At 50.7% G+C, this 23,686-nt stretch carries 24 protein-coding genes, 1 pseudogene and 1 riboswitch; of the genes and pseudogenes, 17 read left to right on the top strand and 8 right to left on the bottom strand.

From position 1 onward, the window contains the following. Positions 1-208 precede the first annotated feature (208 nt). The 12 genes and pseudogenes from flhD (at position 209) to cheZ (ending at position 12,639) form a co-directional block, all read left to right on the top strand. The gene (flhD, locus tag AB3Y96_RS09340; RefSeq protein WP_025801692.1) at positions 209-559 is read left to right on the top strand and encodes a flagellar transcriptional regulator FlhD; all 351 of its coding nucleotides are present in this window, start codon (positions 209-211) and stop codon (positions 557-559) included. A 2-nt stretch (positions 560-561) separates the two neighbouring features. After that, positions 562-1,143 carry a flagellar transcriptional regulator FlhC gene (gene flhC, locus AB3Y96_RS09345; RefSeq protein ID WP_046457813.1) on the top strand — a complete coding sequence of 194 codons (582 nt, stop codon included), beginning with the start codon at positions 562-564 and terminating at the stop codon, positions 1,141-1,143. Positions 1,144-1,326: 183 nt separating this feature from the next. Continuing rightward, positions 1,327-2,220: a flagellar motor stator protein MotA gene (motA, locus tag AB3Y96_RS09350; RefSeq protein ID WP_040046931.1), complete on the top strand. Its 894-nt coding sequence runs from the start codon at positions 1,327-1,329 to the stop codon at positions 2,218-2,220. Next, positions 2,217-3,065, top strand: a pseudogene (motB, locus tag AB3Y96_RS09355) (flagellar motor protein MotB); the annotation flags it as partial. The gene motA and the pseudogene motB, both read left to right, overlap by 4 nt. 150 nt (positions 3,066-3,215) lie before the next feature. Next, the gene (gene cheA, locus AB3Y96_RS09360; protein WP_367300304.1) at positions 3,216-5,267 is read left to right on the top strand and encodes a chemotaxis protein CheA; all 2,052 of its coding nucleotides are present in this window, start codon (positions 3,216-3,218) and stop codon (positions 5,265-5,267) included. Positions 5,268-5,344: 77 nt separating this feature from the next. After that, positions 5,345-5,839, top strand: a complete 495-nt coding sequence (gene cheW / locus AB3Y96_RS09365; protein WP_040046929.1) for a chemotaxis protein CheW — start codon at positions 5,345-5,347, stop codon at positions 5,837-5,839. Between the two features lie 179 nt (positions 5,840-6,018). Further along, positions 6,019-7,683, top strand: a complete 1,665-nt coding sequence (tsr, locus tag AB3Y96_RS09370; protein WP_072307416.1) for a methyl-accepting chemotaxis protein — start codon at positions 6,019-6,021, stop codon at positions 7,681-7,683. A gap of 254 nt (positions 7,684-7,937) precedes the next feature. Continuing rightward, positions 7,938-9,569: a methyl-accepting chemotaxis protein gene (locus tag AB3Y96_RS09375; protein WP_367299037.1), complete on the top strand. Its 1,632-nt coding sequence runs from the start codon at positions 7,938-7,940 to the stop codon at positions 9,567-9,569. Positions 9,570-9,636: 67 nt separating this feature from the next. Next, positions 9,637-10,512, top strand: coding sequence for a protein-glutamate O-methyltransferase CheR (cheR, locus tag AB3Y96_RS09380; protein ID WP_367299038.1), 876 nt, complete (start codon positions 9,637-9,639; stop codon positions 10,510-10,512). Continuing rightward, positions 10,509-11,561 (top strand): chemotaxis response regulator protein-glutamate methylesterase, encoded by a 1,053-nt coding sequence (locus tag AB3Y96_RS09385; RefSeq protein ID WP_025801701.1) that lies wholly within the window; start codon positions 10,509-10,511, stop codon positions 11,559-11,561. Before cheR ends, AB3Y96_RS09385 begins: the two co-directional genes overlap by 4 nt. A gap of 34 nt (positions 11,562-11,595) precedes the next feature. After that, positions 11,596-11,985 (top strand): chemotaxis response regulator CheY, encoded by a 390-nt coding sequence (gene cheY / locus AB3Y96_RS09390; protein ID WP_025801702.1) that lies wholly within the window; start codon positions 11,596-11,598, stop codon positions 11,983-11,985. Positions 11,986-11,994: 9 nt separating this feature from the next. After that, a complete protein-coding gene (gene cheZ / locus AB3Y96_RS09395; RefSeq protein WP_025801703.1) occupies positions 11,995-12,639 on the top strand; it encodes a protein phosphatase CheZ in 645 nt (214 codons plus the stop codon). Positions 12,640-12,726: 87 nt separating this feature from the next. On the opposite strand, the gene AB3Y96_RS09400 is transcribed toward cheZ, so the two are convergent. Further along, positions 12,727-13,161 (bottom strand): Rrf2 family transcriptional regulator, encoded by a 435-nt coding sequence (locus tag AB3Y96_RS09400; protein ID WP_025801704.1) that lies wholly within the window; start codon positions 13,159-13,161, stop codon positions 12,727-12,729. Between the two features lie 523 nt (positions 13,162-13,684). Here AB3Y96_RS09400 and phoH point away from each other — a divergent pair. Further along, positions 13,685-14,473: a phosphate starvation-inducible protein PhoH gene (gene phoH, locus AB3Y96_RS09405; RefSeq protein WP_025801705.1), complete on the top strand. Its 789-nt coding sequence runs from the start codon at positions 13,685-13,687 to the stop codon at positions 14,471-14,473. Positions 14,474-14,626: 153 nt separating this feature from the next. Next, complete coding sequence (locus AB3Y96_RS09410; RefSeq protein WP_367299039.1) at positions 14,627-15,469, top strand: DMT family transporter; 843 nt, start codon at positions 14,627-14,629, stop codon at positions 15,467-15,469. A 56-nt stretch (positions 15,470-15,525) separates the two neighbouring features. On the opposite strand, the gene AB3Y96_RS09415 is transcribed toward AB3Y96_RS09410, so the two are convergent. The 3 genes from AB3Y96_RS09415 to chaA form a co-directional block, all read right to left on the bottom strand. After that, positions 15,526-16,008 carry a GNAT family N-acetyltransferase gene (locus AB3Y96_RS09415; RefSeq protein ID WP_367299040.1) on the bottom strand — a complete coding sequence of 161 codons (483 nt, stop codon included), beginning with the start codon at positions 16,006-16,008 and terminating at the stop codon, positions 15,526-15,528. After that, entirely contained in the window at positions 15,999-16,283 is a 285-nt protein-coding gene (locus AB3Y96_RS09420) for a DUF1778 domain-containing protein (RefSeq protein WP_046457807.1), read from the bottom strand. Before AB3Y96_RS09420 ends, AB3Y96_RS09415 begins: the two co-directional genes overlap by 10 nt. Positions 16,284-16,473: 190 nt before the next feature. Then, positions 16,474-17,583 carry a sodium-potassium/proton antiporter ChaA gene (gene chaA, locus AB3Y96_RS09425; protein WP_040046923.1) on the bottom strand — a complete coding sequence of 370 codons (1,110 nt, stop codon included), beginning with the start codon at positions 17,581-17,583 and terminating at the stop codon, positions 16,474-16,476. Positions 17,584-17,873: 290 nt separating this feature from the next. Here chaA and AB3Y96_RS09430 point away from each other — a divergent pair, with 290 nt between their 5' ends. Further along, positions 17,874-18,446: a DedA family protein gene (locus AB3Y96_RS09430; protein WP_072307421.1), complete on the top strand. Its 573-nt coding sequence runs from the start codon at positions 17,874-17,876 to the stop codon at positions 18,444-18,446. Between the two features lie 75 nt (positions 18,447-18,521). On the opposite strand, the gene AB3Y96_RS09435 is transcribed toward AB3Y96_RS09430, so the two are convergent. From AB3Y96_RS09435 to AB3Y96_RS09445, 3 genes are all read right to left on the bottom strand, one after another. Next, positions 18,522-18,869: a nitrous oxide-stimulated promoter family protein gene (locus AB3Y96_RS09435; protein ID WP_367299041.1), complete on the bottom strand. Its 348-nt coding sequence runs from the start codon at positions 18,867-18,869 to the stop codon at positions 18,522-18,524. An 89-nt stretch (positions 18,870-18,958) separates the two neighbouring features. Then, positions 18,959-19,480, bottom strand: a complete 522-nt coding sequence (locus AB3Y96_RS09440; RefSeq protein ID WP_367299042.1) for a DedA family protein — start codon at positions 19,478-19,480, stop codon at positions 18,959-18,961. A 22-nt stretch (positions 19,481-19,502) separates the two neighbouring features. After that, the gene (locus AB3Y96_RS09445; protein ID WP_367299043.1) at positions 19,503-20,969 is read right to left on the bottom strand and encodes an MFS transporter; all 1,467 of its coding nucleotides are present in this window, start codon (positions 20,967-20,969) and stop codon (positions 19,503-19,505) included. Between the two features lie 119 nt (positions 20,970-21,088). Between AB3Y96_RS09445 and AB3Y96_RS09450 the strand changes: the two genes are divergently transcribed. Together AB3Y96_RS09450 and AB3Y96_RS09455 are read left to right on the top strand one after the other, a co-directional pair. After that, entirely contained in the window at positions 21,089-21,661 is a 573-nt protein-coding gene (locus AB3Y96_RS09450) for a TetR/AcrR family transcriptional regulator (RefSeq protein ID WP_367299044.1), read from the top strand. A gap of 199 nt (positions 21,662-21,860) precedes the next feature. Next, positions 21,861-22,045, top strand: a riboswitch (M-box (ykoK) riboswitch). Between the two features lie 57 nt (positions 22,046-22,102). Then, complete coding sequence (locus tag AB3Y96_RS09455; protein WP_367299045.1) at positions 22,103-23,116, top strand: magnesium transporter; 1,014 nt, start codon at positions 22,103-22,105, stop codon at positions 23,114-23,116. Positions 23,117-23,218: 102 nt separating this feature from the next. Here the strand turns inward: AB3Y96_RS09455 and AB3Y96_RS09460 are convergent, their stop codons facing one another. Next, on the bottom strand, positions 23,219-23,653 hold the full coding sequence (locus AB3Y96_RS09460) for a hypothetical protein (RefSeq protein WP_072307427.1): 435 nt from the start codon (positions 23,651-23,653) through the stop codon (positions 23,219-23,221). Positions 23,654-23,686 lie beyond the last annotated feature (33 nt).

Consider the following 23,686-nt stretch of genomic DNA (forward strand, 5'->3'; position numbering starts at 1 on the left):
TGTAAGTCTGAAAAAATTGTACATCTAAGATACAACCTCCAAAGATATTACGGTTGAAATCTCCTCTTTTTAGGGGGGGGCCTTGATAGGGTCAGGCTTTCATTTGAGTAGATAGTTATCAGGCGCCATTACTTTTTCGCTCCGCGAGAGCGTGAAAAGTAAATGGTGCGTTTCATTATGTTGGCGAACAAATTTTACAGGGGGAGTAATGAGTACCTCTGAAATACTCAAGCATATTTATGACATCAATTTGTCATATTTGTTATTAGCACAGCGTCTAATTCATGAAGAGAAGGCTTCAGCGATGTTTAGGCTGGGGATTAACAATGAAATGGCAGATTCTTTGGCTCTCTTAACCCTGCCGCAGATGGTTAAATTAGCTGAAACTAATCAGTTGGTTTGCCAGTTCCGTTTCAGCGACCACGAAACGATTCAAAAATTGACGCAAGAGTCACGCGTTGACGATCTCCAGCAGATCCATACTGGAATTATGCTTTCCAGCCATTTGCTGAAGCAGCTTTCGCCAACAGATGCCTGCCCCCCTCACAAAAGAGTCTGATAATGAGTGAAAAAAGCATTATTCAGGAAGCACGCGACATTCAGCTAGCGATGGAGCTTATCTCTCTGGGGGCACGCCTCCAGATGTTAGAAAGTGAAACGCAATTGAGCCGCGGCCGCCTTATTCGGCTCTACAAAGAGCTGCGAGGCAGTCCTCCGCCGAAAGGCATGTTACCGTTTTCAACCGATTGGTTTATGACGTGGGAACAGAACATTCATTCTTCGATGTTCTATAACGTCTATGCCTTCATGATTAACAGTAAATCATGCCGTGGCGTGGAGGCCGTGATACGAGCCTACAAACTCTATCTTGAACAATGCCCCGTCATGCCAGGTGAACAGCCTGTTTTGGCGTTGACACGCGCTTGGACATTGGTTCGCTTTGTGGATAGCGGGATGCTGGAGTCTTCTCCATGCTCTTGCTGCGGTGGCTCGTTTATTGCGCATGCACACCAACCGCTCAGCTCGTTTGTTTGCAGTTTGTGCCAACCACCGTCACGAGCAATAAAAAAACGTAAACTTTCTGACAATCTTGCCGATATGTTCCCACAATTGCTCAATGAGCAAGAGAAACGCGTGGTGTAACCTGATTGAGGCAATCAGTCTTATAGGTTGGCAATCGGTGGGGTAGCAAAAACGATATTGTTTGGCTAAACCACCGGTTAACTTCCTTTCGAGCCGTCATCTGACGACTTCTGAATTCTCCTTCTCCGTCCTCTTGGACAGCGCGTTACACCCAATTTCCATTCTAAGCATTAAGGAATTCGCGTGCTTATTCTATTGGGTTATGCCGTGGTAACTATCGCCGTGCTCGGCGGTTACATGATCGTTGGGGGGCATCTTGGTGCTCTGTATCAGCCCGCTGAGCTGCTCATCATTGCCGGTGCTGGTATTGGCGCATTTATCGTTGGCAACAACGGCAAAGCCATCAAAGCGACGCTACGCACGCTACCCAAACTGGGGCGTGGTGCTAAATACAACAAAGCACTGTACATGGAAGTCATGGGTTTGATGTATCTCTTACTGGCGAAAGCACGCCAGCAAGGCATGCTCACGCTCGAACGCGATATTGAAAACCCGCAGGAAAGTGAACTTTTCTCTAATTATCCCCGAATTCTTGCCGATAAGATCCTTATTGAGTTCATCACGGACTACATGAGATTGATGGTAAGCGGCAACATGAATGCTTTTGAAATTGAAGCACTGATGGACGAAGAGATTGAAACCTTCGAGAGCGAAGCAGAAGGTCCGGCAGATAGTCTGGCGATGGTCGGAGACTCGTTGCCGGCCTTTGGCATTGTGGCCGCGGTTATGGGGGTGGTTCATGCCTTAGCCTCAGCCGATCGTCCTGCCGCAGAGCTGGGCGCGCTGATTGCTCATGCCATGGTCGGTACGTTCTTAGGCATTCTGCTGGCGTATGGATTTGTCTCTCCGCTGGCCTCTCTGATGCGTCAAAACTGTGCCGAAACCGTCAAGATGATGCAGTGCGTGAAAACCACGTTGCTGTCTAGCCTGCATGGTTATGCGCCGCAAATTGCGGTCGAGTTTGGCCGTAAAACGTTGTACTCCACCGAGCGTCCATCGTTTATCGAGCTTGAAGAGCATGTACGTCAGGTGAAAGCGCCTGCGGTACAACAGTCGGCGGTGGAAGAGGAAGTATGAAAAATGGCAACCGCCCGATAATTCTGGTTAAAAAACGGAAGTCCTCCCATAAGGGGGGACATCACGGCGGCTCATGGAAAATCGCCTATGCCGATTTTATGACGGCAATGATGGCGTTCTTTTTGGTGATGTGGCTGCTGGCAATCGCCAGCCCGCAGGAACTGACTAAGATCGCGGAGTACTTTCGAACGCCGCTGGCTGTTGCATTAACTCACGGCGACCGCTCAAGCGCCAGCACTAGCCCAATCCCAGGCGGTGGTGACGACATGATGCAAAAAGAGGGCGAGGTCGCAAAATCTATGCCGGATCCCGCTACCAAAGCAGACAGCGAACGACTGAAGAAACTGCGTAAGCAAATCGATCAGCTCATCCTGACCGATCCAAGACTAAAAGCGTTACAGCCGCATTTGCTGATTAACATGATGGACGAAGGTTTACGTATTCAGATTATTGATAGCCAGAATCGCCCGATGTTTGAAAACGGCAGTGCCAAAGTTGAGCCCTATATGCGCGATATTTTGCAGGCTATTGCGCCGATCTTAAATGACGTGCCGAACAAAATTAGTTTGTCAGGGCATACCGATGATTTGCCGTATGCCAGCGGTGAACGCGGCTACAGCAACTGGGAACTGTCCGCCGATCGCGCCAACGCATCGCGCCGCGAGCTGATTGCCGGTGGACTTGCTGAAGGAAAAATTCTGCGCGTAGTCGGCATGGCCGACACCATGAGTTTGAAATCCCAATCGAGTGACGCGGCGATAAACCGTCGTATCAGTATTTTAGTGTTAAACAAAAACGCCCAGCACAACATTGAACATGAGAATTCAGAAAGTCAGGAAATGGATTTTTCTAATCCTGCGGCAATGAAGCAGTGGAGCGTAGGAGGCGCGGTAAACCTTGCGCCACAGGCATCACCGGTGCAAGCCAGTCCATTAGCACCGATGAATGACCATATTATTACAACAACACCGACCGAAAAGAGGTGACCTGTGAGCATGGATATTACTGCGTTTTATCAAACGTTTTTTGATGAAGCCGATGAACTGCTGGCAGATATGGAACAGCACCTGCTGGAGCTGGATCCTGAAGAGCCAGATATTGAACAACTCAACGCGATTTTCCGTGCCGCTCACTCCATCAAAGGAGGCGCAGGGACGTTTGGTTTCAACATTTTGCAAGAAACCACCCATTTGCTGGAAAACTTACTCGATGGTGCACGTCGTCATGAAATGCGGCTGAGCACCGATATCATCAACCTGTTTCTGGAAACCAAAGATATTATGCAGGACCAGCTCGATGCCTATAAATCCACGCAGGATCCCGATCACGCCAGTTTTGAGTATATCTGTCAGGCATTAAGGCAACTGGCGTTAGAAGCTCAAGAAACCAACGAGCCCGAGGCCGCCGACGGCCAGCATCTCACCGTCGTCGCGCAAGAGAGTGGAACTACCGCAGGCAGCAATAACGAAACCAGCGAAATGGCAGTACCCGAAGGGTGCATTTCTCTTTCCCTGTGCGGGCTGAAGTCGCAAGAAGTGCCGCTGATGCTGGAAGAGCTTGGCAATTTAGGCACCATTCGCCAACACGCTGAAACCGAGCACGGGCTGGATGCGATTCTGGAAACCACGGCCAGCGAAGATGATATTGCTGCCGTACTCTGTTTTGTGCTGGAACCTGAGCAAATTTCGTTTAATCACGGTGCGATGGCTTCGGCTGAAAATACGGCGACTGCTGCTCAGCCCGTGTCGCCAGCCCCAACCGCCGAAGCAAAACCGACCACCGCGCCAGAATTAAAACTGGTGCCTGAGCAGTCCGCTCCGCGTCAGACCGAAGCGCCAAAACGCCCAGCCAAAGCGGCAGAAAGCACCAGTATTCGTGTGGCCGTGGAGAAAGTCGATCAGCTGATTAACATGGTTGGTGAGCTGGTGATTACCCAGTCGATGCTCGCGCAGCGTTCAGACATGCTCGATCCGGTAGAGCACGGTGATTTACTTAACAGTCTCGGCCAGTTAGAACGCAACGCGCGTGACCTGCAAGAGTCGGTGATGTCGATTCGTATGATGCCGATGGAGTACGTATTCAGCCGCTTCCCACGGCAGGTACGCGATCTAGCCAGTAAGCTAAACAAGCAGGTAGAAATTACCCTGCTCGGAAGCTCAACCGAATTAGATAAGAGCCTGATCGAGCGCATCATCGATCCGTTAACCCATCTGGTCCGCAACAGCCTCGATCACGGCATCGAAACGCCAGAAGTTCGTGTTGCGGCGGGAAAAAGCGCGGTAGGAAATCTAACGCTGTCTGCGGAACATCAGGGCGGCAATATCTACATCGAAGTGCGTGATGACGGCGCTGGCTTGAACCGTGAACGTATTTTGGCGAAAGCGCGTTCTCAGGGAATGGCGGTGAGCGACAGCATGACCGATGACGAAGTCGGGTTGCTGATTTTTGCGCCGGGCTTCTCCACCGCAGAACAGGTCACCGACGTGTCTGGACGCGGCGTGGGTATGGACGTCGTGAAGCGAAATATTCAGGAGATGGGCGGCCACGTTGAAATTCAATCGCAGGGCGGAAAGGGCACCACGATCCGCATCGTGTTGCCGTTAACGCTGGCGATCCTCGACGGCATGTCGGTCAAAGTGAATAACGAAGTCTTCATCCTGCCATTAAATGCGGTGATGGAATCCCTTCAGCCTCGCGAAGAAGATCTCTATCCGTTAGCGGGCGGCGAGCGCGTGCTGCAAGTGCGCGGCGAATACTTACCGCTGGTTGAACTGTATAGCGTGTTTGAAGTGCAAGGGGCTAAAACCGATGCCATGCAGGGCATTGTGGTCATCTTGCAAAGTGCGGGCCGTCGCTATGCCTTGCTGGTCGATCAGCTCGTTGGGCAGCACCAAGTGGTGGTAAAAAATCTGGAAACCAACTATCGAAAAGTACCAGGGATTTCAGCCGCTACGATCCTCGGTGATGGCAGCGTGGCGTTGATTGTGGATGTTGCCGCGTTGCAAAACATTAACCGTGAAAAGCGCGTAGCGGTATCTGCGGCATAGCGTGAGCGTTTTATTTTAGCCAGTGGGTGACCGCTGGCTCTTATACCCAAGTAATTTGTGCATAAAGGTGAACTAACATGACAGGACTGGCTTCTGTAACCAAACTGGCGGGAGAAACTGTAGGGCAGGAGTTTCTGGTTTTCACTCTCGGCGATGAAGAATACGGCATCGATATATTAAAAGTACAAGAGATCCGTGGCTACGATCAGGTCACGCGTATTGCCAATACGCCTGCGTTTATCAAAGGCGTCACTAATCTACGCGGCGTCATTGTGCCGATCATCGATCTGCGCGTGAAGTTCTTACAGGAAAACGTGACCTACAACGACAATACAGTGGTGATCGTGCTCAACTTTAGCCAGCGCGTGGTTGGCATCGTGGTGGATGGCGTATCCGATGTGCTGTCGTTAACCACCGATCAGATCCGTCCGGCGCCTGAATTTGCCGTCACGCTATCGACCGAATATCTCACCGGCTTAGGGTCACTGGGCGAGCGTATGCTGATTCTGGTTGATATTGAAAAGCTGTTAAGCAGCGAAGAGATGGCGCTGGTGGAAAGTGTTACGGTGTAACTTTTATATTGCCCCATTGAAATGACCCCACCCCAACCCTCCCCTTGAGATGGGGGAGGCTGGGAGGGGGTCTCCGCAAATTCCGCAACAAAAACTCCGAATAAAAAATACTTTCCCCATAAAGTTTTTCTCAGCTACGCCGATATCCCTTCTATCCGACGTACCGAGAATGAGAAACCATGTTAAACCGTATAAAAGTTGTCACCAGTTTGCTGTTGGTGCTGGGGTTGTTTGGTATTTTGCAAATGACATCCGGAGGATTGTTCTTTAACGCCCTGAAAAACGACAAGGAAAACTTCACTGTTTTACAAACCATCCGGCAGCAGCAGTCTACGCTGAACGGAAGTTGGGTAGCCTTGCTGCAAACACGAAACACGCTAAACCGTGCTGGCATTCGCTACATGATGGATGTTAACAAAACGGGCAGCGGTGCGACGGTCGATGATTTACTGCAAATTGCTAAAACTACGCTGCAACAGGCAGAGGGGCGCTGGGCTGAATATGAGGCACTGCCTATCGACCCGCGTCAAAGCCAAGATGCGACCGCTGAATTAAAACGTCACTACGATATTCTGCACGGTGCGCTATCTGAGCTTATTCAGCTGTTGTCTACCGGCAAAATCAATGAGTTCTTTGACCAACCGACTCAGGGTTACCAAGACGGATTTGAGAAAAGCTACGTGACCTATCTGACTCAAAACGATCGCCTGTATCAGGAAGCCGTTGATGATAACAACAGCTCTTACAGCATGGCGATGTGGATCTTAGTCGGCGTTCTTGCCTTGGTAGCCGCCGCAATTATTCTGGTTTGGTTTGGTATCCGCAGAACGCTGATCGTGCCGCTAAATCGCTTAATTGGCAGTATCAAGCATATCGCCAATGGCGATCTGGCCCGCAGTATTGATGTGAGCGGCACCAATGAAATGGGGCAGTTAGCCGCAAGCCTTAAGCACATGCAGGGTGAGTTGGTACGTACCGTGGGCAACGTTCGCCAAGGCGCTAACGCCATTTACAGCGGCGCGAGTGAAATCTCAGCCGGTAATAACGATCTCTCTTCACGTACCGAGCAGCAGGCCGCATCGCTGGAAGAAACCGCAGCCAGCATGGAACAGCTAACCGCAACGGTGAAACAAAACGCCGAAAATGCGCGTCAGGCCAGCCATCTTGCGCTAAGTGCTTCTGAAACCGCCCAGCGCGGCGGCAAAGTGGTGGCTAACGTGGTGCAGACCATGCATGAAATTGCTGGCAGCTCACAAAAAATCGCAGACATCACCAGCGTTATCGACGGCATTGCTTTCCAAACCAATATTCTGGCGCTGAATGCGGCGGTTGAAGCCGCGCGCGCCGGTGAACAGGGGCGCGGTTTTGCGGTGGTGGCGGGCGAAGTTAGAAACCTAGCCCAGCGCAGTGCTCAGGCCGCTAAAGAGATCAAAGGCCTGATTGAAGATTCCGTTAACCGTGTGGATATCGGCTCAACCTTAGTGGAAAGCGCCGGTGAAACCATGGGTGATATCGTCAGTGCGGTGACGCGCGTTACCGACATTATGGGCGAAATCGCCTCTGCGTCGGATGAGCAAAGCCGCGGGATCGATCAGGTCGGTCAGGCGGTGTCTGAAATGGACCGCGTTACCCAGCAAAACGCCGCGTTGGTTGAGGAATCTGCCTCTGCCGCCGCTGCCTTGGAAGAACAGGCCAGCATGCTAACGCAGGCGGTGTCTGTTTTCCGTATCCAACAAGAGTTCAAAGAAGACATCGGCGAAAGTCGCAGCGTCAAACCGGTTATTTCCACGCCTGCGCCACGTATCGCGGCAGCGGATACTGGAGACAATTGGGAAACGTTCTAAGTTTTCGCTATGACGATCTAACCAGCAACACGGTGGCGAAGATCACCGTCTGTGTGGCAGAGAAAGCGGCCTCACGGAAAAGCTGAAAGACATTTACCTGCTTTATGTTTTAAGCGAGCTGCACCTTGAAATTATGAGTATGTCTTCCTCGCATTGGCGCTGTCGCTGGCAACACGGCGCCAACTGCGTTGGAAATCATTAAACGTGACAGCGCCGGGTACCCTACAAACGAACCGGCCCAAAAGGAAAGCATCGTGTTTAACCGAATCCGAGTATCAACCAGTCTATTCGTGCTGCTGATGGTGTTTTGTCTGCTGCAATTAGGATCTACCGGCTTGTCATTTATGTCGATTCGTTCCGATAACAACAACTTTTCTAACGTTCAGATCGTTAACGATCAGCGAGAAGCGCTGAATCAGTCATGGGTTGCTTTGCTGCAGGCGCGTAACACGCTTAACCGCGCTGGCACTAGGGCTGCGTTGAAAGTCCCGCAGGAAAAAGTGAATGAACTAATGGCCGGTACTCGTTCATCACTGCAAAAAGCGGATCTTTATTTTAATCAGTTCTTAGCCATACCACGCGTGACCAAAGAAGGTATTGAGCTGACGGAAACCACCAAAGTGAGCTACGAGAATCTGCGTACTACGCTACGCGAGCTCATTGCGTTATTAGAGAAAGGCGATCTGCAAGGCTTTATGGATCAGCCCACGCAGAAAGTCCAAGACCTGTTTGAAGTCCAGACACAGGCCTATGCCCAGCACGTAGATGATGTGCTGACAAAATCGGCAACGGAAAATAAAAACTCGTACACCCTCTCAATGCTGATGGTGGTGGGTGCCGTGGCAATGCTGATTGTTGTGATTTTAGGCTCGCTGTATTGGCTACGCAAAATGCTGATTTCGCCGCTGAATACCATGCGCGCGCATTTTGATCGCATTGCCGCAGGCGATCTTTCAGCCGAAATTCACGTATTTGGCCGTAATGAACTGAGCCAGCTGTTTGGCAGCCTGCAAAAAATGCAGCAGTCGCTGGTGAAAACGGTATTAACCGTCCGCCAAGGATCTGACGCGATTTATAGCGGTCTGCAAGAGATTGCCTCGGGTAACAACGATCTCTCTTCGCGCACCGAACAGCAGGCCGCTTCGCTGGAAGAAACTGCCGCCAGCATGGAGCAGCTCACCGCAACGGTGAAACAGAACGCCGATAACGCACGTCAGGCGGCACGCTTGGCCAAAGAAGCCTCGGGAACGGCCACCACCGGCGGTGAAATCGTCAGCAATGTAGTGCGTACCATGCACGAGATTGCCACCAGTTCGCAGAAAATTGGCGATATTACCAGCGTGATCGACGGCATTGCTTTCCAAACCAACATTCTGGCGCTGAATGCGGCGGTTGAGGCGGCGCGTGCCGGTGAACAAGGTCGCGGTTTTGCCGTGGTCGCCGGAGAGGTGCGCAATCTGGCGCAGCGCAGCGCGCAGGCAGCAAAAGAAATTAAAGGGCTGATTGATGACTCGGTCAGCCGAGTGAAGCAGGGATCGGTACTGGTTGAAAACGCCGGTAGCACCATGGATGAGGTCGTGCGTTCGGTAGCTCGCGTCACCGACATTATGGGGGAAATCTCCTCTGCTTCCGATGAACAGAGCCGAGGCATAGAACAAGTTGCCTTGGCGGTAACGCAAATGGATCAGGTGACGCAGCAGAACGCGGCACTGGTCGAAGAGGCTGCATCAGCGACGCAGGCGGTGGAAGAGCAAGCCAATGCTCTGACCCGCTCTGTTGCCGCGTTCCATCTGGTATCAGCACCCGCTGCCCGAGCTGTCGATAATCCTATTGCCAGCTCAGAGCAGTCGCTGCCCAAGGACAAAGATGTATGGCAACCGATTTAGCATCGGCTAAACGGTAGTTAATCGCGGGCGGAGGTTCTCTGCTCGCGTATTGTAAATTGGGTGAGTGATGGCGAATTTATTTACACAGTCAGGAAACGATGATGCTCAGGTACCTGCATTAATGATGCAGAGAGTGCCTCTGGCAGACGCCCATTTTCGTCGCATCAGCCAACTTATTTACCAACACGCAGGGATTGTGTTGGCCGACCATAAGCGGGAGATGGTTTATAACCGACTCGTGCGGCGTTTACGCGCGCTGAATCTGAATGATTTTGGCGCGTATCTGGCGTTATTAGAAAGCAGCCAGAGCCACGGAGAGTGGCAAACGTTTATTAATTCATTAACCACGAATTTAACCGCCTTTTTTCGTGAAGCGCACCACTTCCCCATTTTGGCGGAGCATGCGCGTAAGCGACCACACAACTACTGCGTGTGGAGTACGGCGGCTTCTTCGGGAGAAGAGCCTTATTCGATCGCGATGACCCTAGCGGAAGCCTTAGGCACGACGCCTGTGGGGCCGCAGGTCTGGGCGAGCGACATCGATACACAGGTGTTAGAGAAAGCGGTGCGCGGCGTTTATCGACAAGAAGAAACCAAGCATCTCACGCCTTCACAGCTACAACGCTTTTTTCTGCGTGGCACCGGGCCGCAGGAGGGCTTTGTCCGTGTCAGGCCAGAGCTTGCCCAGCGGGTACACTTTCAAATGCTGAATTTGCTGGCTCCGCAGTGGGATTTACCGGGGCCGTTTGACGCCATATTTTGTCGCAACGTAATGATTTATTTCGACAAAGAGACTCAGGCGCGCATCCTCAATCGCTTTATCAAACTATTGAAACCCGGCGGATTGTTGTTTGCGGGGCATTCGGAAAACTTTAGCCATATCAGCCAAGAGTTTTATTTGCGCGGACAAACCGTGTATGGGCTGTCCAAGGAGAGTCGATGAGTAAAATTCGGGTGTTGTGCGTTGATGATTCAGCGCTGATGCGTCAATTGATGACCGAGATTATTAATAGCCATCCTGATATGGAAATGGTGGCGGTGGCGCAAGATCCGCTGGTGGCACGCGATCTGATCAAAAAATTTAATCCGCAGGTGCTCACGCTAGACGTTGAGATGCCGCGCATGGACGGCATCGATTTTCTTGAAAAGCTGATGCGTTTGCGCCCGATGCCGGTGGTGATGGTGTCGTCGTTAACGGGTAAGGGCTCAGAGATTACGCTTAGGGCGCTTGAGCTTGGCGCGGTGGATTTCGTGACCAAACCTCAGCTTGGGATCCGTGAAGGCATGTTGGCCTACAGCGAAATGATTGCCGATAAAGTGCGTGCGGCGGCGAAAGCGCGTTTGCCCGCACGCGGCACGATGCCGGTGAAGCCGGTGACGCTCAGCCATACCCCGCTGCTCAGCAGTGAAAAACTGATTGCAATTGGCGCATCAACGGGCGGAACGGAAGCGATTCGTCATGTGCTACAGCCGCTGCCTTCATCAAGTCCGGCGCTGTTAATTACCCAGCATATGCCGCCGGGGTTTACGCGTTCGTTTGCCGAACGGTTGAACAAACTATGCCAGATCACCGTAAAGGAAGCCGAAGAGGGCGAGCGCGTGTTGCCGGGGCATGCCTATATTGCGCCGGGGGATATGCACCTTGAGCTGGCGCGCAGCGGCGCTAACTATATTGTGCGCCTGCATCAGGGCCCGGCGGTTAACCGTCATCGGCCTTCGGTCGATGTGCTGTTTGACTCAGTGGCGCGCTATGCAGGACGCAACGCGGTGGGCGTGATTTTAACCGGCATGGGCAACGATGGCGCTGCGGGTATGCTCAAAATGCATCAGGCAGGGGCCTATACCATCGCGCAAAATGAAGCCAGCTGCGTGGTGTTTGGCATGCCAAGAGAGGCCATTTTAACGGGCGGCGTCGATGAAGTGGTCGATCTGCAACAAGTCAGTCAGCGAATGCTGACGCAAATTAGCGCCGGACAGGCGCTGCGTATTTAACGTTCCCTAATGGGGGGACTTTTGAGGAGTCAGTATGGCGGATAAGAATCTGCGTTTTTTGGTTGTCGATGATTTTGCCACAATGCGCCGCATCGTAAGAAACCTGCTTAAAGAGCTGGGTTTTAACAATGTAGAAGAAGCGGAAGATGGCGCGGACGCGTTAACCAAGCTGCGTACAGGGGCATTTGATTTTGTGGTTTCCGATTGGAATATGCCCAATATGGATGGTCTGCAGCTGCTACAGGCGATTCGTGCCGACGGCAGTCTGGGAACATTGCCGGTATTGATGGTGACCGCGGAAGCGAAGAAAGAAAACATTATTGCAGCAGCGCAGGCAGGTGCCAGCGGCTACGTCGTTAAACCGTTTACGGCAGCAACGCTAGAAGAAAAGCTGAATAAGATTTTTGAAAAGTTGGGGATCTAAGGAGTCACAATGAACGAACATCCTATGCCAGCAACTGATGCGGCGACGGCCAACGATATTATTGCTCGGATTGGGCAACTAACTCGCATGTTGCGCGACAGCCTAAAAGAACTTGGGCTGGATCAGGCCATTGCTCAGGCGGCAGAAGCGATTCCAGACGCCCGCGATCGTTTAGATTATGTGGTGCAGATGACGGCTCAGGCCGCAGAGCGTGCTTTAAACTGTGTTGAAGCGGCGCAGCCACGTCAAACGACGTTAGAAAAAGGGGCGACAGATTTAAAAGTGCGTTGGGATGAGTGGTTTGAAAATCCTATCGAACTTTCTGATGCGCGCGTTTTGGTTTCTGACACCCGTAGCTATTTGGCTGCGGTGCCAGAACACACGGCGTTCACGCATGCTCAGCTGCTTGAAATTATGATGGCACAGGATTTCCAAGATCTAACGGGTCAGGTTATCAAGCGCATGATGGGCGTGGTGCAAGAAATCGAGAAAGAGCTGCTGGCGGTGTTGGTCGAAAACATTCCAGACGTGACGGCAAAACCAAAACGTGACAACGATGGTTTGCTCAATGGTCCTCAGATGAATCAAAACGGCCCAGGCATTGTGGCGAATCAGGAGCAGGTGGATGATTTGCTGGGAAGTTTAGGCTTCTAATCACCTAAGGCTGGCATAGCACGAATGTGTTTGTGACGCTCTGACGGTTTTTATCAAGGCGGGAAACGTTTTCCGCCTTGATGCTTTTTACTCTGCTGGAATGCCCAGAATTGCAATAATCTCGCCGCGATTGCTGACCAGATCGGCAAGCGTGAAGTCTTCCATTGCGGTTAAAAATGCTTCCATACCCACTTTTAGCGCAGCCTGTAACTTGCAGATTTTTATCAATTTGCAGCCGGGTGAATTGCAGTCAATGCCGCTGAGATTGCTCTCTAACGCACGGATCACCTGTCCGATATTAATCTCCGCCGCAGGCTTGCCCAGCTCGATGCCGCCGCCTTTGCCGCGTACCGCATGGATATAACCCAAGCCCACTAACTGCGCCACCACTTTGACCATATGATTACGCGAAATATCGTAATGGGTCGCAATTTCGCCCACGCTGGTGCGCTGACCATAGGGCATTGAGGCCAGATACATCAGAGCGCGTAAGCCAAAATCGGTGTAGGTGGTTAATTTCATGAAGCCGCGTGAAAGAAAGAATATTAACCATGTTTATAACATAATTATGGCGCTTTTGGCTGGCTGTCAGTGAATTAATAGCAAAGTTAAAACTTTATTAACAATAAGTGGAGAAAGTATTAACATTGTCATTATACTGTCATTATCAAGCAGTACATTTTCATGAGGCGACGGAAGTATTCACATCAACGCAGGTTATTGCACCAGCAGGTTTGTGAGGAGCGCGGATGAAACAGTCCTTACCTGGGCTAGCACGATGTCAAATCAGCACCATTCAACAGGTTGTCTCTGACAGCCAAAAAGTCGACGCAGCAAAATGGGCGTCACGGCTTTCTTCCCCGAAAAATTTATCCATACCTCTATTTTCACTCTATTGGCTACGACTGCGCGCCGCAGGGATTGGCTTCGCGCGCGGGTTCGTATTAAGCACGTCTCTATCCTATGAGGAGGTTCTCAGATAAGCGAGTGACAGTTCGTTCATGAAACGTGGAATGACGATTGAAACCAACTGTAAGGTGCCAAAATGGGAAAACAGAAAGCTGTTATCAGAGCGCGTCGTGAGGCTAAACGTGTGGTTAAACGTGATGGTCGTAGTCAACGTCAGCGCGAGGAAGATCAGGCTGCCTCTCTAGTTCAGATGGGCGGTATTGAAACCATTGGCATGGCGCGGGAAAAACGTGATAACGCGCCAGTCACGGCCAGAACGGAAGCGCAGGTCGCTTATCTGTCTGCAATTGAATCCAAACAGTTAATCTTCGCAACAGGCGAAGCAGGCTGCGGTAAAACCTTCATCAGCGCAGCGAAAGCGGCCGAAGCTCTGATCCATAAAGAGGTCGATCGTATTATCGTTACGCGCCCTGTGCTACAGGCCGATGAAGATCTTGGTTTCTTACCCGGTGATGTTTCTGAGAAATTTGCACCGTATTTCCGCCCGGTCTATGACGTTCTGGTTCGACGTTTAGGGGCTTCATTCCTGCAATACTGCTTACGTCCTGAAATCGGCAAGGTGGAAATTGCACCTTTCGCTTATATGCGTGGCCGCACCTTTGAAAACGCCTTTGTGATCCTCGACGAGGCGCAAAACGTCACGGCTAGCCAAATGAAAATGTTCCTGACCCGCTTGGGGGAAAACGTCACCGTGGTGGTTAACGGCGACATTACCCAATGTGACTTGCCTCGCGGAGTGAAATCCGGCCTCGAAGATGCGCTGCAACGCTTCACCGAGGATGGGATGGTCAGTATTATCCGCTTCGACAGCCAAGACTGCGTTCGCTCGGCGCTTTGCCAGCGCACCTTAAACGCCTACCAATAAGCTTTTCCTCATCCAATTTTGCTCTCAGGGCCACCTTCGGGTGGCCTTGCTTATTTAAACGCCTACACATAACACTTCTATGACGTATTTATGACAATCCAGCGTGGAGACTTTATGCTGTTGGTATCTCGATTAATTTAGTGAGAAGTTGGTATGACGACCACGGTTTTTCTGGCGGTGCTGTGTGCCGCATTGCTGCATGCGAGCTGGAATACCCTTGTTAAAATCGGTGAGGAACGCTTTGTTGGCGTGGCGCTGATTGCGGTTTTCTCCGGCGCGGTTTCGCTGTGTGGCTTAGCGTGGGTCGGTTTACCTAGCCTCTCATCGCTGCCGTGGTTGCTACTCTCTTTGGTGTTGCATACCGGCTACTGCCTGTTTCTCAGCCGGGCTTATGGACAAGGGGATCTCGGCCAAATTTATCCGCTGGCACGCGGCAGTGCGCCGCTGCTGGCGATGATGCTCAGCGCGCTGTTTTTGCGTGAATATCCGCCTCTGCTAGGCATTATCGGTGCACTGGTATTGGTTTCAGGCGTGCTGTTAATGGCGCTACGCGGCGGCGGGCGCAGCAAGCTGAATGGTAAAGCCGTACGCTATGCCTTAATCACCGCCATGTTTACCGCCGGATATACGCTTTCAGATGGAGCAGGAGCCCGCGCCGCCGAAGCTCCGCTCACCTACACGCTGTGGCTGTTTACGCTCAACGGGATCATTATGCTACCGCTGTTATGGCTGCATCAGCGAGGAAAAATCTGGGGGCAGATTAAGCGCAACTGGCGGGTGGGTTTAGCGGGCGGCACGATGTCGCTGCTGGCCTATGGCATTGTGATTTGGGCATTGACGCAGGCGCCGATTGGCGTTGTGGCCGCGCTACGTGAAAGTAGCGTGTTATTCGCCATGATATTTTCGGTGTGGTTACTGAAAGAACCGCTGGGGAAAGCAAGGATCGCCGCCAGCTTGGTGATTGTGACGGGGGTTATGCTGTCGCGGTTGGGGTGAGGGTGCAAGATGTTATACCGCGCACCATGAGGTAAAGGTCCCCAATAACACGGTGTTTAAATTTTGTAGAACAGCGTGTTTGGCGCAATGGGAGACTGAACAAAACCAAAGTATTCATAGAACGCCTGCGCTTGCTCATTGATGGCATGGACCATAATGGCCTTAATTCCTACCTGATCGGCCAGATTAGATACACGTATCACCGCATCATTAAGTAACCATTTCCCAAAATGATGACCCTGAGTAGACACGTCAACGGCGAGGCGGCCCAGCAGTATAACAGGGATAGGATTTGGCATATTCTGGCGTAAGCCACGTCCCAAGTCGGCATGGCTTACGGACCCGGTCGCAAGAGAGTAATAGCCAACGACGCGATTGGTACATTCGAGGCAAATAACAAAGGTGCGGGAGGCATTAAGGTACTGATTTTTCATCGCGCGGCGGCGAAGCCAATTATTGAGCACATCATTTCCACTGTTGAAAGATTGCAGTTCGTGCTCTTCGGTCAGTAGCTCAGGAGACGTGATATTTATTCCCATTCAGGTTTCACATCCATCAAGCGTTGGCGGCCTTCAACATTTTGAACCGGTGCTTCTAGCTGTTCAATGAACGCCTGATAACGGGCATCGTCCAAGACAAACACACGTTGATCGAGAATGATATTTTGGGCTTCATGTACGGCTTTCTCAATGATGAAATCAGTCCGATTTTTATTCACTAGGCTGGCAGCGTAGTCTATAACGGCTCTCTCTTCTTCGCTGGCGCGAACGTTAATTTGCTTATTACGTGTAGATTTACGGGGAGTTGTTTGCATAGAAACCTCCGATTGGTAACAAATTGCTATACGTAATAATAGCAGGGCGGATAACAGATTGCTATGCTGGTGCGCAATGAGGATTGCTCTAGAGGCGGTGCTTGTACTGATAGCGTGCTTTGCTTTGTGAAAAAGCAAAGCGGAGGAATAAGTTCCTCCGCTTCACGCGCTGATAGATATTTCAGGAAGACTACAAGAAGATCGTCATCAGGTAAGCCGCAAACAGCGCCAAGTGAGCGGCGCCGTTCAGAACGTTAGTACGCCCGGTGCTAAATGAAACCTGACACAGCATCAATGCGGCGACCATCACCACCACCTGTGGGGCATCCAGCGCAAAGATCAGCGGCTGGCCGGTTAGCGTTGCAATAATCGTGACCGCAGGCACCGTCAGCGAGATGGTGGCTAGCACAGAACCGAAGAACAGGTTCATGGCGCGCTGCACCTGATTGGCCAATACGGCTTTCAATGCCCCCAATCCTTCCGGCGACAAAATCAGCAGTGCCACCAAGAAACCGGTGAACTGCTGCGGTGCATTCAGCGTGCTTAGCAGGCTTTCAAGCGGATTGGCATTGAACTTAGTGACCGCAATAACGGCAATCAAATGCACCACTAACCAACCGGCGTGCCAGGCGCTGCTGTGAGCCGAAGGTTTACCATGGTGCGGGTCAGTCGGATCGTCGCCGTCATCTTCATGCTCGTAAACAAACAGGCTCTGGTGGGTTTTGGTTTGGATCAGCAAGAACACGCCGTACATCGCGGCGGAAATGGCGGCCACCATAAGCGCTTGACCCGTGGTGAAGTTTCCACCGGGAAAGGTCATTGGCAATACTAAAACGATGATCGCCAGTGGGATCAGCGTAATTAAATACTGTTTGATACCGGCCAGATTGACAAACTGAGTGGCAAATTTACGCCCGCCGAGCAGCAATGAAAAACCAACCAAACCACCGGTAACAATCATCACGATGGAATAGAGCGTATCGCGCATCAGCGCCGGAGCGGCATCGCCGGTGGCCATCAACGCCGAGATCAGGCTGACTTCAAGAATAACCACGGAAAGGCTCAGAATTAATGAGCCGTAGGGTTCACCTAAACGGTGTGCCAGCACGTCAGCATGACGCACTACGCTAAACGCGCTGCTCAATATAGCGATCAGCGCGAGGATATTGATGCCGGCAACGGCGGGTAAACTCTGAGTATTGCCCCACAGGGTCAGGACAACTAAGGCGATAACAGGTAGAGCTAATGAGTACTCGCTATGCCGTGTTTTCACGCGGCATGCTTCAGTTTCTGACTTCATTATGATTATTCTCCGTGTAACGATGCGCAGGCGGTCAATCGCAAAATCCAATCAATACTTCGATAAAACTATATATAGCCTATCAAAAAAATGTGTTTTATCGATTAGTTTTTACCTAGCTTTACTTATTTTATGAATTTTTATCACGGTCTGCTCAATTAAATCATGCTAGTTGGCGATACGTTTAACCGCGCGGGAAATGCTGAGAATACATTCATTAGTTTTCTGAAACCAAAGGGAATGACTTTTTTGCGGTATCATTAAGGGATATTAGTGAGAGGAAAGCAAATATGACGGATGCAGGCCAGTGGATTTCAGATTACGGCTATGTTGCGGTGGTGATTGGCAGCATTATTGAGGGCGAAACCATCGCTTTTCTGGCAGGCGCAGCGGCTCACAAGCATCTACTGTCCTATCCTTTGGTTTTGTTGATGACTTTCTTGGGCGCAACGGCGGGGGATTTCACGCTGTATCTGGTGGGGCGGCGGTTTGGTCGTCAGATCTTGGCGCGTTTTAAGCGACAGCAGAAAAAAATCCAACGTTTCCAACAGCGAGTGCGTGAGCATGAAACGCTGCTGATCTTAGGGATGCGTTTTGCCTATGGTTTTCGCACCATTGGACCCATCATCATCGGCTCGTCGGGCGTTAAGCTGCGCAAGTTTGTGCTGCTGAATGTTATCGGTGCGGCGATTTGGGCATTTATTATCGTCACGCTCGGCTATGCCGCCAGTGAGGTGCTGTTCCGTTTGTTCGCCCACGAGCATCAACGGCGCATTGCTTTTGTGGTGCTGATGGTCGCGTTGCTGGTGGGATTAATCGGGGTGAAGTGGTATCGCTCAAAACAGCCTGACAGCGATGCGTAACAAACGATGCATAGAATACAAAGGGCAGAGGGTCCTTTGTATTAGCGCGGGTATGCTGCCCACGCGTTTCATCGTTTACGGTTTTTTAGGACGATACTTTTCCGGCAATTCGGGTACAGGACGCTGGTCGTCAATCAGGTGACGGATGGTAAGTATAGGGTGCCGCCACAGCATTCTCGGGCCAGACCAGCGCATAATTTGCTTCATTTCTTCGCGCTTGGCGGGTTGATAGCAGTGTACCGGACACTGCTTGCAGGCGGGTTTTTCTGCGCCAAAAACACAACGATCGAGGCGTTTTACCGCATAGGCATATAAGTTGTCGTAGTGCTGGTTGTCGTGCTGAGCATCCGGGCTGCGGCGCTGATAAAGCGAGATCATTTTTCTGATCGTCAGCTTTTCCCTTTGAATTCGGCTGTCTGGCATCGCTAAATCTCTCCGCATCATCAATATATAATATTCATTTATCATACATGTATTGATGAGGCCGATTCCATACCCCTTAACGCTGATGGCTAAATGAGGGGCGCGGTGAAATAGAGCGCGCCTGAAACGATACCGATAAAGAGGCAAGCCCAAACGGCGGCTGAACATGCGGTAACACAGTAAACGCGCGTGCGGCTAAAAGTCAGCATTCCGGCGGCCATTGGAACCATATAGCGCAGTACGGCCACAAAACGCGACGTGAACAAGACCAGCAGGCCACCCTTATGCTGTAGTTTTTCGCTGATGCGTTGCAACCTGCCGTTATGGCGAGCGAAAAAACGTGGAAAAAGCATTTTCTGGTTTATCAGTTGGCTAAAATGAAACGTCAGTATTGAGCCAAGAGTGGCGCCCAGCGTGATCGCGAGCCAGACCAGTTCAATAGAAAGCGAAGGCTGGCTGATAGCGATCGCCGCCAGCAACATCAAGGATGCGGGCGGCAGGACCGAGGAGATCATCACGGTAGATTTACCGAGCGCGATAACAAACAACAGGGCAAAAATTTGCGCGGGGTGATCGGCAATCTGTGATAAAAAGCGTTCGAACCATGCCATGAGAATCTCCAAAATATCGGCGCTAGTGAGTGCGTTTTAGCGTAACGGCGCTCAGCAACAGCAAAAGGGAGGCAGAAATCAAGACGGAAACAAACGCCTGATCAAACGCCATATGGGCAAGATGCGTTAGGCTCTGCGCCTGCTCTATATCCATATTTCCCGCCAGCCTCAGGGTTTCGTCGATACTGTCGTAGGCTTCAACATTATCCTCAAACTCAGCGGGAAGAATCAGGCTGTTGCTATAGATAGCCGTCATCATTCCACCCAGCAGGGTAATGCCAAGTACGCTGCCCAATTCATAAGCCACGTCTTCAATCGAGGCGGCCATGCCTGATTTTTCATTCGGCGCGTTGAACATAATGGCGGTTGACGACGCGGTAAATGCACCGCCGATGCCGTAGCCAATCGCAATCAAGTAGCCAAAAATTTCGATAGTGCTTTCCTGATAGCGCAGGGCTAAACCAATGATGCCAAGTCCGGTTATCAGCAGGCTACCCAATACGATCTTCTGCTCGCCATATTTTGGTAGCAAAAGGCCAGAAAAAGGCCCCGCCAGCGCTGAGGCCAGAGGGATTGGCAGGATGTATAACGCCGCCTGCAGCGGGGATAATCCAACCACGAGCTGAAGGCGTTGGCTGAGCACCAGTTCAACGCCAACCATCGCCAGCATAGCGACCAACGCAATGCAGACGCCGCTGAAAAACATGCGATTGCTAAACAGCGAAAAATCAATCATGGGCGACATGGATCTGCGCTGGCGTTTATAAAACAGCACCAAAAACAGGATGCCAATCAGGGCGGAAAGCAACATTATCGTCCACGAGGCATCTGGTTTACTGAGCTCTTTCAATGCGTAGATCGATGCGACCAGTCCTACCATGATCTGAATGGAACCTAGGTAGTCGCAAGGAGAGCGACTGAGGCTGCCACAGTTTGGGATCCGGTGTATCGCCAGCGGGAAAACCAGCAGAACGACCGGTACGTTAATCAGGAAAACGGAACCCCACCAGAAATATTCCAGCAAAGCCCCCCCAATGACGGGGCCGATCGCCGCGCCGCCGGAGGCAACAGCAGACCAAATACCAATGGCTAAGGCGCGTTCTTTAGGCTCGGTAAACGTATGGCGAATAATCGAAAGTGTCGGCGGCATCATCATGGCCGCGCCCACGGCCAAAAATACGCGTGAGGCGATAAGCGTTGCCGCGGTCGGTGAAAATGCGGCGCACAGTGAGGCGGCGGCAAATACCGGAAGGCCATAGATAAATAATTTTTTGTGGCCGATACGATCGCTTAGCATGCCTGTGGCTGGCAATAGCCCAGCGACAACCAGCGGATACGCGTTGATAATCCATAGTTTTTCTGAAGCATTTGCGTTCAGTGACAGCGTTAGTTTAGGTAGCGCGGTGTAAAGTACCGTCATATCAACAACGATTAAAAACAGCGCACTGGATACGAGTGTGAGCGTTAACCAGCGATAATGTACGTTCATCGTCTTGTCTCTAAAGTCTGTGATGCCGCAGGTGGCGACAATCATTCAGCTAACAAAGTTTATGATTGATAATGTATAGTTTTAATCCATACGTACGTATTTAAAACGAGGGTGTCTAAATGGGACGTCAACGCAGTATCGATAGAGAAAAAGTGCTGGATGCAGCGGAAGAAATTATTGCAAACCTTGGCGCTGCTGCATTGACTATCGACTCTGTAGCGCGTGCGATGGGGATCTCAAAAGGCGGGGTACAATACTGTTTCGGCAACAAAGATGCGCTGATTGATGCCATGTTTGAACGCTGGGGAAATGCCTACGATCGCGTGTTTGATCTGGTGGCAACGCAGGATGACTCACCGACTCATCGCGTTGCGGCGCACGTGGTGGCCACGCATAGATACGATCAGGCTTCCAGCGCCAAGGCGGCAGGACTATTGGTTAGTTTATTGCAGACCAAAGAGCATCTCGAAAATACGCGCCGTTGGTATCGTGAGCGCATCGCGAATTTAGACCTCGATTCCGAGCAAGGAAAGCAGGCTCGAATCGCGTTTTTAGCGACCGAGGGCGCATTTATGCTGCGGTATTTTGGTTTGATGGATATAGATGAAACCGAGTGGGAGTCTATATTTAAGGATATTGAAACGATTATTTTACCCGCAGACAAAAACACAGCTAAAGGCATCAATAAATAATGCGAGATTAACGTTTTAGAACCTAATGGCTGTTCAAAAAATGAGTGGTAAATAACTAAAAAGAAGTAACCATTAGCAAAGGGTTGTTTAAGTTAAATAGATTTCGTTTAACTTGAAAGCATTTTTCTAAATATTCAATAAACCAAAATCGGATTATTAAAACGGGTTTATTTTTGCAGTGTAGGATTTCCGTGTTTTATGACGATCTCGTTATGGCGAGGCTCCTATACAAACATAAGTTATCGCCCTGATGGTATCGAGAGAGACCACACAGGGAAATACAGGCATCCATCGAATCAAGGTGTTGCCAAGGTAACTTTCAGCAAAATCAATACATTGCTGAATACGTTGTATAGTGCTAAACCCAAGACGTAGGGATCTACTTTCCTATCTTAGTCTTGTTCGCCCCTATGAGGTTTTAATTCTATAGGGAATCAAACTATGTCTTACCATGTAAAAAATGCGATCCACAATCATAATGATGAGTTTGAAGATGATGCCATTGCTCAATATATGAGTACTGACTTCATCATGCTATCTCATATTCTTAGCGTGCAAGAAGCACGTAAAGTTTTTCTTTCCCAACTCAAAACTAACGATATACCAGCACAGGTCTTTGTTGTTGCCGGCGAGCAATTGTGCGGGGTATTACCCGTTAAAAAATTGCTTCAGGAAATGAATGATAACCAGACTGTTCAGAATTTAATGGAGCATCATTTTTTTCATGTTAGCCCTGCGGATGAAAGAACTGAGGTTATTTCCCGTATTTCCAAGGAGGATGTCGATATTGTGCCCGTCGTCGCGGGCGGTAAATTAGTCGGATGCCTTACCGAAAGAGAGATTGCGCATTTATTAGAAGATGAAGTGACTGAGGATGCGCAGCGTCAGGGGGCCAGTTTGCCCTTGGAAAAACCGTATCTGGAAACCAGTCCGGTAACGCTGTGGAAGAAACGTTCGGTGTGGCTGCTGCTGCTGTTTGTGGCTGAAGCTTACACCAGCAGCGTGATCCAGCATTTTGAAGAAGCACTGGAATCTGCGATTGCGTTAGCTTTCTTTATCCCTCTGCTCATTGGCACCGGGGGAAACAGTGGCACGCAGATAACATCAACCTTGGTGCGTTCGATGGCGCTGGGCGAGGTGCGGTTACGCGATCTGGGTAAAATTATCCGTAAAGAGATGACGACGTCGCTGATGATCGCGGCAACCTTAGGACTCGCGGGGTGTGTGCGTGCGTGGATGATGGGGATTGGCCCCGAAATTACGCTGATTGTTAGCTTAACGCTGGTTTGTATTACGCTGTGGAGCGCCGTGGTTTCTTCCGTGATCCCCATGGTATTGAAGCGCGTGGGAATTGACCCGGCGGTTGTATCTGCACCGTTTATTGCCACGTTTATCGACGGAACCGGTTTGATTATTTATTTCAAAATTGCGCAGTACACCTTGGGAATCAATTAAAGGCGACGCCGCTTTATATTAAGCGAAGTTCGGAAGATATTTACTGATACAAATATCCCTTCCCGTGTGGGAAGGGATACTCATGAGATGATTTAGCCAAGATTAAGAACAGAATGAACCGAATCTACCGACCGGGCACGGCAGCATATTGATATGAACGGAATCGGGATGCAGGTTATACATGCCGCCCCAAAAAGGATCGATCAGCCAGCCCGCGCCTAAGGTGGTCAAGTTACCGAATATATACCAGGCATTAGGTCGCGTTTTTAGCGGCATGATAACAGGCTGGAAATCAGCCTTGGAAAAAGTGATCTGATAGCTCAGCCACCCCAAATAAGTACCCGCTGATTTTGGCAGAGTAACCGTTGTGGGCGTGGTTCCTGTGGCGGCAACTCGCCCGTTATTATCAGAAATAACAAACAGAGCCTGAGACGGTGAACTATCTACATAAACAGTTTGAGATTCATCACCAACGATGGCGGCACATCCCGTCAGTGATAATACGGAGCCTAAGGCGAGAGCGGATAATTTTTTCATGTTAGGGCTTATTATCAAATGGGTACTGAACTA

Source organism: Hafnia alvei, assembly GCF_964063325.1.
GTDB classification, from domain to species: domain Bacteria; phylum Pseudomonadota; class Gammaproteobacteria; order Enterobacterales; family Enterobacteriaceae; genus Hafnia; species Hafnia alvei_B.

Bases quoted from the DNA above. Each gene is read 5' to 3' on its own strand.
- flhD (WP_025801692.1), top strand. From the start codon at position 209: ATGAGTACCTCTGAAATACTCAAGCATATTTATGACATCAATTTGTCA.
- flhC (WP_046457813.1), top strand. From the start codon at position 562: ATGAGTGAAAAAAGCATTATTCAGGAAGCACGCGACATTCAGCTAGCG.
- cheA (WP_367300304.1), top strand. From the start codon at position 3,216: ATGGATATTACTGCGTTTTATCAAACGTTTTTTGATGAAGCCGATGAA.
- cheW (WP_040046929.1), top strand. From the start codon at position 5,345: ATGACAGGACTGGCTTCTGTAACCAAACTGGCGGGAGAAACTGTAGGG.
- tsr (WP_072307416.1), top strand. From the start codon at position 6,019: ATGTTAAACCGTATAAAAGTTGTCACCAGTTTGCTGTTGGTGCTGGGG.
- cheR (WP_367299038.1), top strand. From the start codon at position 9,637: ATGGCGAATTTATTTACACAGTCAGGAAACGATGATGCTCAGGTACCT.
- AB3Y96_RS09385 (WP_025801701.1), top strand. From the start codon at position 10,509: ATGAGTAAAATTCGGGTGTTGTGCGTTGATGATTCAGCGCTGATGCGT.
- cheY (WP_025801702.1), top strand. From the start codon at position 11,596: ATGGCGGATAAGAATCTGCGTTTTTTGGTTGTCGATGATTTTGCCACA.
- cheZ (WP_025801703.1), top strand. From the start codon at position 11,995: ATGAACGAACATCCTATGCCAGCAACTGATGCGGCGACGGCCAACGAT.
- AB3Y96_RS09400 (WP_025801704.1), bottom strand. From the start codon at position 13,161: ATGAAATTAACCACCTACACCGATTTTGGCTTACGCGCTCTGATGTAT.
- phoH (WP_025801705.1), top strand. From the start codon at position 13,685: ATGGGAAAACAGAAAGCTGTTATCAGAGCGCGTCGTGAGGCTAAACGT.
- AB3Y96_RS09410 (WP_367299039.1), top strand. From the start codon at position 14,627: ATGACGACCACGGTTTTTCTGGCGGTGCTGTGTGCCGCATTGCTGCAT.
- AB3Y96_RS09415 (WP_367299040.1), bottom strand. From the start codon at position 16,008: ATGGGAATAAATATCACGTCTCCTGAGCTACTGACCGAAGAGCACGAA.
- AB3Y96_RS09420 (WP_046457807.1), bottom strand. From the start codon at position 16,283: ATGCAAACAACTCCCCGTAAATCTACACGTAATAAGCAAATTAACGTT.
- chaA (WP_040046923.1), bottom strand. From the start codon at position 17,583: ATGAAGTCAGAAACTGAAGCATGCCGCGTGAAAACACGGCATAGCGAG.
- AB3Y96_RS09430 (WP_072307421.1), top strand. From the start codon at position 17,874: ATGACGGATGCAGGCCAGTGGATTTCAGATTACGGCTATGTTGCGGTG.
- AB3Y96_RS09435 (WP_367299041.1), bottom strand. From the start codon at position 18,869: ATGCCAGACAGCCGAATTCAAAGGGAAAAGCTGACGATCAGAAAAATG.
- AB3Y96_RS09440 (WP_367299042.1), bottom strand. From the start codon at position 19,480: ATGGCATGGTTCGAACGCTTTTTATCACAGATTGCCGATCACCCCGCG.
- AB3Y96_RS09445 (WP_367299043.1), bottom strand. From the start codon at position 20,969: ATGAACGTACATTATCGCTGGTTAACGCTCACACTCGTATCCAGTGCG.
- AB3Y96_RS09450 (WP_367299044.1), top strand. From the start codon at position 21,089: ATGGGACGTCAACGCAGTATCGATAGAGAAAAAGTGCTGGATGCAGCG.
- AB3Y96_RS09455 (WP_367299045.1), top strand. From the start codon at position 22,103: ATGTCTTACCATGTAAAAAATGCGATCCACAATCATAATGATGAGTTT.
- AB3Y96_RS09460 (WP_072307427.1), bottom strand. From the start codon at position 23,653: ATGAAAAAATTATCCGCTCTCGCCTTAGGCTCCGTATTATCACTGACG.